The following is a 7948-nucleotide window of genomic DNA, read 5'->3' on the forward strand; positions in this document are numbered from 1 at the left end:
CGCCCGGAACGTCGGCGTAGGTACGCCGACGGGGTAACTGGGCGAAGCCCCTCACCGACCTGCCCAAAGCCGAAACATCGACGCAAGTACGCCGATGGGGGCAGCCCATCACCGGCCTGCGCACGGCCGAAACATCGACGGCGGTACCCCTGTGGGGGCCCGCAGCGAACGTCGGCAGGCAGACACCCCTCGACGACCGGCCGGATTACGCTAGCCTCCTGCCATGCGCTATGTGGCCGCCATCGATCAGGGCACGACCTCGAGCAGATGCATCCTGTTCGACCGGCAGGGAAAGATAGCCGGGGTCGCCCAGCGCGAGCACGACCAGATCTTCCCGAAGCCGGGCTGGGTCGAGCACGATCCCGAAACCCTATGGCGCAATACGGAATTCGTGCTCGGCGCGGTACTGGACGAGGCGGAGATCACCGCGGGCGATATCGCGGCGGTAGGGGTCACAAACCAGCGTGAGACCACCGTCGTGTGGGAACGCGACACCGGGCGGCCCATACACAACGCGATCGTCTGGCAGGACACACGCACCGATCGGTTGTGCACCGAACTCGCCGGATCCGCCGGCGCGGCGCGGTACGCCGAGCGCACCGGCCTGCCGCTGTCGACGTATTTCTCCGGGCCCAAGGTGCGCTGGATCCTGGACACCGTGCCGGGCGCGCGTGAGCGGGCCGAGGCGGGCGATCTGTGCTTCGGCACCGTGGACAGCTGGCTGCTGTGGAAGCTGACCGGCCGGCACATCACCGATGTCACCAACGCCTCCCGCACCCTGCTCATGGATCTGCGCACGCTGGCCTGGGACGAACAGATCTGCGCGGAGATCGGGGTACCGCCGGCCGTACTGCCGGAGATCCGGAGTTCCTCGGAGGTCTACGCGGAGATCGGCTCGGGTCCGCTGGCGGGGGTGCCGGTCGCGGGCATCCTCGGCGACCAGCAGGCCGCGATGTTCGGACAGGCGTGCCTGGCTCCGGGCGAGGCCAAGAACACCTACGGCACCGGCAACTTCATGCTGCTGAACACCGGCACCACCCCCGTTTTCAGTGAGCACGGCCTGCTGACCACGGTGTGTTACCGGCTCGGCGATCAGCCGCCGGTGTACGCGCTGGAGGGATCGATCGCCGTCACCGGGGCCCTGGTGCAGTGGTTCCGCGACAATCTCGGCATCATCGCCGCGGCCCCGGAGATCGAAGTTCTCGCGCGCACCGTGGACGACAACGGCGGCGCCTACATCGTCCCGGCGTTCTCGGGGCTGTTCGCCCCGCGCTGGCGGCCCGACGCGCGTGGAGTGATCGCCGGGCTCACCCGATTCGTCACCAAGGCCCATCTGGCCCGCGCGATTCTGGAATCGACCGCCTTCCAGACCCGCGAGGTGATGGACGCCATGCGCGCCGACGCCGAGTCCCGCTCGCTGGATCTCGAGGCGACAGCCCTCAAGGTCGACGGCGGTATGGTCGCCAACGATCTGCTCATGCAGTTCCAGGCCGATATTCTCGATCTACCGGTCGTCCGGCCGCTGGTCAACGAGACCACGGCACTCGGGGCCGCCTACGCGGCCGGACTGGCGGTCGGATACTGGTCGGGCACCGACGATATTCGGGCCAACTGGGCCGCCGATAAAACCTGGAACCCGAGAATGTCCGCCGCCGACCGCGACTCCCGCCTCGCCGACTGGAACAAGGCGGTCGAACGCACCTACAACTGGGCCGAATAAACCGGTGCCCGGTCGCCGGCGGCCCGGGCCAGTCGTGACATCGCCTCGGTGAGCATCTCCGGCGCGGCGGTGGTGAAGCACATCCGCATGGCGTTCGGGTAGGGGTTGCTCACCGCGAAGGCCCCGCCCGGGACGAAGGCGACACCCGTCTCGAGTGCCCGGGGCAGCAGTTCTGCGGTGTCGGTGCCGTCGGTGAACTCCGCCCAGACGAACATGCCCCCGGACGCCTCCGTACAGCGCAGGCGATCGCCGAAATGGTCGCGGGCCGCGTCGACCAGGGCGGTGGCGCGGGTGGCGTACACCCCGCGGACGGTGTCGATATGGCCGGTGAGCCAGTCGCTGTCGGCCAGCAATTCGGCGGCGATCTGCTGAGTGAGTGCCGAACCGCACAGGTCGGCCCCCTGCTTCAGCAGTTCGACCGCCCGGCACACCCGCTGCGGAGCCACCATCCAGCCCACCCGCAGCGTGGGCGCGATGATCTTCGACGCCGAGGACAGCCTGATGACCGTTGCCGAATGCGAGGCCACCGGCGCGGGCGCGGGCCGGTCGAACCACAGTTCGCCGTACGGGTCGTCCTCGATCACCCAGAACCCGTGCTCCTCGGCCAGCGCGGCGAGCGCCTGCCTGCGGTGGGGGCTCATGGTCACACCACCGGGATTGTGGAAGTTGCTCACAGTGTGCACCAGGGCCGGACGCTCCCCGGCGGCGAGCAGCTCCGCGAGCCGGTCCACCCGTAGGCCTTCGCTGTCCAGCGGTATCGCCACGATCCGCGCGCCGGCCGCCCGGAACACCTGCAGCGCGCCGACATAGGCCGGATCCTCTACCACCACCAGCGCGCCCGGGTCGATCAGCACCTCCGCGAGCAGTGACAGCGCCTGCTGCGAACCGTGGGTCACGAAGATCTGGGCGATATCGACCCGGCGACCGAGCCGGTCCGATTCCCGGCCGGCCAGGACTTCGCGTAGCGGCCCCCACCCCGGGGACTCCGTGTACTGCAGCGCGGCGCTGCCCCGCAATGCCGACTCGGCCGCGGCGGCGATGCGCGCGCCGGGCATGAGCCCGGCATCGGGTAGGCCGCCGGCCAGGCTGAGGATATTCGGGTCGGCGGTAAGTTTCAGCAGGTCACGAATGGCGGAGCTGGTGAGGCCGGCCAACTTGCCGGCCAGCGGCGGTGCGTGATGCGACATGGGGGCCTCCGGGAATTACCTGCTGATAGACCCGATCATCCCACGAATTATCACCATATGGCATTGTGATTTCACATATTGAGATCAGCGGCGGTCCGCGATCACCCAGAGCACGGTTTTCCCGTCTCGCTCCACCGTGGTCACCGTCTGTTTGTATACCGTCGTCTTACCGTCCGGACGCAACTCGGTCAGGTCGACATCGAAGGAGGCCGGCGCCCGCTCGGTGATCCGCACGCAATGCTCGGTACCCGCCGGAATATGCGTATCGATCGCCGCCTGGATCGTCTCGGCAGAGGAAATGGCGGGCGAATCCGCCGCCACGAACCCACGGGCCCCCGCACCGCTGCGCTCCACATAGAACTGGTGCTGGAAACCGAGGATGGCGCCCGGGCCGCTGGTCGTATCCCCCACCCCGTCGCCGACGATCACCGCACCCTCCTGACTCGCCGGACAACTCAGCGCGGAACCGGAGTCGGCGACCGGCGGCCCTGCCGGCCCGTCGTCACCGCCGCTCACCACGATGATCGCCACCCCCACCGCCGCCAACGCCACCAACACCGCGACCACCGTCACGATCCGGCCGGCCGGGATACCGCGGCGTGGCTTCGCGGCCAGCGCCCCGGCCACCGACTGCGGCGTGAGTTTTTGCGCGATCGGGTCGCTGTCCCAGGACAGGCCGCCCGCCCGGGGCCGGACCGAGCCCGCCGCCTCCGGCCCACCGGTCTGCTCGGCCCCTCCCGACCCGGGCCAGCGCAGATCCGGGCCGGTGTGGCGAACCGCTGCCTGATCCGCTTCCGGGGCGCCGGCGCCCGGCGAAGTGCGCTGGACCGGGTCCGAGGGAAGCTGGTGGCGGACCGTGGCGGAGTCCGATCCGGGCGCGGGCCGCGTCACCGGACGGGACTCGCTCGCCGCCGGACGCTGGACCGGAATGGAACTGTCCGGTGCCCGGTACTGGGGCGGTGGCGGCGGAACGGCCGGCGGCTCGGCCGCGCCGGCACCGGGGGCCGGGCGCCAGGTCAAGCCGGAATCCTCCGGACGCGCATTCGGCTTCCAGCCCGGCATCGGTAGCTCGCCCGTCGGCGGCCCGAACTCCGATACCGGCGGCCCGAAATCGCCGGTAGGGGGTCCGAAATCCGCCCGTTCGGGTTCGCGCTCTCTACCTTCGCCCTCGCCGGTCACAGCCCATCCCTTCCGAGACACGCGGGTGGGGCGGCCGTGCACGACCGCCCCACCCGGCAAGATTTCACTCGTGTCAGTACTGGAGTGAACCACCCCACTGGGTATTGACGCCACCGAGGTTGAACGCCTGCTCCGGGTAGTTGCCCGGCGGCAGCAGCGGCGGCGGCGGCGGAATCTTGGCCGCTGCATCCAGTGCGGCGGCGCCGCCCGGCTGCTGCGCGATCCAGTGCTCCACGGCGGCCTTGGCCGTATTCACCGGGGTGGTGTCGATCACGTGGTCGAGCCGGTTGTCCGGCAGGCCGTTCCCACCGGTGAACGTCGAGACGTTGATGGTGTTCTCGTCGACGAACTCCACCGAGATACCGGCCTCGCCCGTACCCGTCGGGGTACGGAAGCCGGCGGTGCCGACATAGCCGGACTGGTTGGAGAAGTGGTGGGTGTTGGCGAAATGCCCGGGAGCCAGCGAACCACCGTCGAGGGCGGCACCGATCTCCATATGGGGACCCTGCATCTCCACGACCGGCGCGACCGGCGCCTCGTCCAGGCTCGGCGCCTGCCACTGCGGGCTCTGCGGCTCGACCAGGTTATCGGTCCGCGGAGCACCCGGCTGCGCGTTCTCGCCCTCGGCCTCCGGCGCCACGGCGGGCGCGTCACCCGGCTGCGCGGGCGGCTGCTGACCCTGCGGCGTATTCGGCGAGATGGCCGGCTGAGCCGGACCGGGCTGCCCCGGCACGGGCAGCGGCGCCACGCGCGGCGGCGTGGTGACACCGGGCTGGGTCGGGCCGGTGAGCCCCTGTTCGCCTCGGTCCTGCTCCGGGGTGGTGACACCGGGCTGGCTCGGGCTCGGAGTCGGGCCGCTCTCCGGCTTCTCCTGATTGTTCTGCACACCGGGCTGACTCGGCGTGGTCTCCGGCCCGTCCTGCTGCTTCTCGGTGCCGGGCTGCTCATTGGTACCCGGCTGCGCAGGCGCGGGCGCCGGTGTGGTCGGCGTAGCAGGCTGATCGCTCGGAACGGCCCCCGCCGGCGACGCGAAAATTGCCATGGCCGCGGCAGTCGCAAGAGGCAGCGAAGTGCTCGCCACCGCCCGGCCCACCCGGTTCGGCTTACGATGTTTCACTTTTCGCCCAATCCCTTTCCCGGATGTCGGCGCCACCTGCGGTCCACATCCAGTTCCGTCTCATCCGAGACACGAACTCCAGCGGTTCACCCGAGGTGGGCCGTTCGCTGTCCGAGTCCGAAAGGACGAACCCCCCGGCACCAAACTCCACGACCGCCCGTCGATCGCATCTCTGCTCCGGAAGTGAACCACACTCGAGCAATTCCGGCAATGTGACGAAAACTCACCACAGGCAGGAACACTCACGGGAGAAACGCGAATGAAAAAGCAATGACGCGACCAGGAACTCCGGTCGATTCCGACGAATTCGTCCACGGCCACTTTTCCCGGACGGCCGGCATCGATTACCCGCTGCGCCGCGGGCGGCGCGGGTCGATTCAGCCGAGGTCGTCGTGGCGCATGAGCTGGCGGGCGGCCTCCATGACCGAACCGGTGAGCGAGGGGTACACCGAAAATGTCTGTGCCAGGTCATTGACCGTCAGATTGTTCTGGACCGCCAGCGCGATCGGCAGGATCAGCTCCGAGGCGATCGGGGCGACCACCACACCGCCGATGACCACACCCGTCGCCGGCCGGCAGAAGATCTTGACGAAACCACGGCGCAGACCCGACATCTTCGCCCGCGGATTGGTGTTCAGCGGCAGCATCACCGTGCGCGCCGGGGTCTCCCCGTTGTCGATGGCCGTCTGGCTCACCCCCACGGTCGCGATCTCCGGGCGGGTGAACACCGCGGATGCCACCGTTTTGAGCCGGATCGGGCTGACCCCTTCGCCCAGCGCGTGGTACATGGCGATCCGGCCCTGCATAGCGGCCACCGAGGCCAACGGCAACAGACCGGTGCAGTCGCCCGCGGCGTAGATACCGGGCACCCCGGTCCGCGAGACCCGGTCCACCCGCAGGTATCCGCCGCGGTCCAGTTCGATACCGGCCTGTTCCAGGCCCAGCCCACCGGTGTTCGGCGTGGACCCCACGGTCATCAGCGCATGTGTTCCCGATACCGTGCGTCCGTCGGCCAGGGTGACCAGGACCGAATCGCCCGTACGCTCCACCTTGTCGGCCCGCGCGTGCTTCACCAGTTCCACACCGCGTTCGGCGAAGGCGTCTTCCAGCACCAGCGCGGCATCCGCGTCTTCCCCGGGCAGCACCCGGTCCCGGCTGGACACCAGGATCACCCGCACGCCCATTTCTGTATAAGCGGAGACGAATTCGGCGCCGGTCACCCCGGAACCGACCACCACCAGGGTCTCCGGCAGCTCCGCCAGATCGTAGATCTGCCGCCAGTTCAGAATCCGCTCCCCGTCCGGCTCGGCCCCGGGCAGCACTCGCGGCGAGGCACCGGTGGCGATCAGTACCACCTCCGCCTCGACGGTCTCCTCGGTCGCGTCCGGGTAGGACACCACGACCCGATGCGTCGCCCGGCCCGATCCCGGCCCCGTCAGCCGCCCCCGCCCCGGCAGCACCCGCACCCCCGCCGCCTGCAACTTGGACCGGATATCCGAGGACTGCGCCAGCGCCAGCGCCTTCACCCGCTCGTTGACCTCCGGCAACCGCACCTCGGCCTGGCTCGGATCGAGCGTGATCCCCAGGTTCCGGGCACGCCGCAGATCGGTCCGAACACCGGTGGAAGCGATGAACGTCTTCGACGGCACACAATCCCAGAGCACACACGCCCCGCCGATACCGTCGGAATCGATCAGCACCACCTGCGCCCCGTGCTGGGCCGCGACCAGCGCCGCTTCGTAGCCTGCCGGTCCGCCACCGATGATCGCAATGCGGGTCATACATTCCCCTTGTCCTAATCACCCGCGCGCGGCGCGCGGCAGCTTCGCGGCCTTCACTCGCCGGGACCAGCCTAGTAGGTGCTGATGAGCGCACCCCATCGGCATTCCGCGTGGGCCGCGGCGAGCGCGCAGGCGGCCCCGGCTCGCCCTCCCGGCCTGGTCGCATCGGCCGACGACGATCCGAAGCACATCCCGGAACGCGATTTACGACGCCCCGTACCGGTGAGAGCGAGCACACAACTAAGCTGCCGGTGTGCCGATCTACGCTGCCTACGGGTCCAATATGGACTCGACCCAGATGCTCGAGCGCTGTCCGCACTCCCCCATGTCCGGGACGGGCTGGCTGGAGGGCTGGCGCCTCACCTTCAGCGGGGACGACATCGGCTGGGAAGGTCCGCTCGCCACCGTGGTGGAAGAACCCGGCTCCCGGGTCTTCGTCGTGCTCTACGACGTCTCCCCAGAGGACGAGCAGCGGCTCGACCGTTGGGAGGGATCCGATTTCGGGATCCACCGCAAGATCCGACTCCGCGTGACCCCCAGTCCCGGAAGCGGCAGCGAACCGATCCTCGCCTGGCTGTACGTCCTCGACGCCTACGAAGGCGGACTCCCGTCGGCGCGTTATATCGGCGTGATGGCCGACGCGGCCGAGAAGGCGGGCGCCCCGGAGGAGTACGTACACGCCCTGCGCACCCGCAACAGCCGCAATGTGGGCCCCGGAAACAACTTCAGTTGAATTGGCGCGCCTTGGGCGCGCGGGTCGAGACCCCCTCGGTCCCGCCGTTCCGCCCTCGGGACTCGCGGCTGCGCCGCATGCGATGTGCGATGGGCCATCCATAGAGGGCGACCATTGAGCACCTTCGGCAAAGGGCGGGACGGGCCTCGACCCTTTCGGGGCCTCGCTGAACTCGGCACCGAGGGGCGCTGCCGTTCGGGAAGGCGCCCAGACGCCAGGCCGACCGGGTGG

6 protein-coding genes are annotated in these 7948 nt (G+C 69.4%); 2 read left to right on the plus strand and 4 right to left on the minus strand.

Annotated elements, in window-relative coordinates; genetic code table 11:
- The first annotated feature begins 223 nt into the window (after positions 1-223).
- A complete protein-coding gene (gene glpK, locus NS4_RS16385; protein ID WP_063060408.1) occupies positions 224-1720 on the plus strand; it encodes a glycerol kinase GlpK in 1497 nt (498 codons plus the stop codon).
- On the opposite strand, the gene NS4_RS16390 is transcribed toward glpK, so the two are convergent.
- The 4 genes from NS4_RS16390 to NS4_RS16405 form a co-directional block, all read right to left on the minus strand.
- A complete protein-coding gene (locus NS4_RS16390; RefSeq protein ID WP_063060409.1) occupies positions 1702-2907 on the minus strand; it encodes an aminotransferase-like domain-containing protein in 1206 nt (401 codons plus the stop codon). The two genes, glpK and NS4_RS16390, sit on opposite strands and share 19 nt — an antisense overlap.
- An 84-nt stretch (positions 2908-2991) precedes the next feature.
- Positions 2992-4086 (minus strand): DUF8176 domain-containing protein, encoded by a 1095-nt coding sequence (locus NS4_RS16395; RefSeq protein ID WP_063060410.1) that lies wholly within the window; start codon positions 4084-4086, stop codon positions 2992-2994.
- Between the two features lie 73 nt (positions 4087-4159).
- Positions 4160-5203 (minus strand): hypothetical protein, encoded by a 1044-nt coding sequence (locus tag NS4_RS16400; RefSeq protein WP_245665454.1) that lies wholly within the window; start codon positions 5201-5203, stop codon positions 4160-4162.
- A 377-nt stretch (positions 5204-5580) separates the two neighbouring features.
- Positions 5581-6984 (minus strand): NAD(P)H-quinone dehydrogenase, encoded by a 1404-nt coding sequence (locus tag NS4_RS16405; protein ID WP_063060412.1) that lies wholly within the window; start codon positions 6982-6984, stop codon positions 5581-5583.
- Positions 6985-7237: 253 nt separating this feature from the next.
- Here NS4_RS16405 and NS4_RS16410 point away from each other — a divergent pair, with 253 nt between their 5' ends.
- Positions 7238-7717 (plus strand): gamma-glutamylcyclotransferase family protein, encoded by a 480-nt coding sequence (locus NS4_RS16410; protein ID WP_063060413.1) that lies wholly within the window; start codon positions 7238-7240, stop codon positions 7715-7717.
- The last annotated feature ends 231 nt before the right edge of the window (positions 7718-7948 follow it).

The sequence above is a fragment of the Nocardia sienata NBRC 100364 genome (assembly GCF_001613205.1).
In the GTDB taxonomy this organism is placed as follows: Bacteria; Actinomycetota; Actinomycetes; order Mycobacteriales; family Mycobacteriaceae; genus Nocardia; species Nocardia sienata.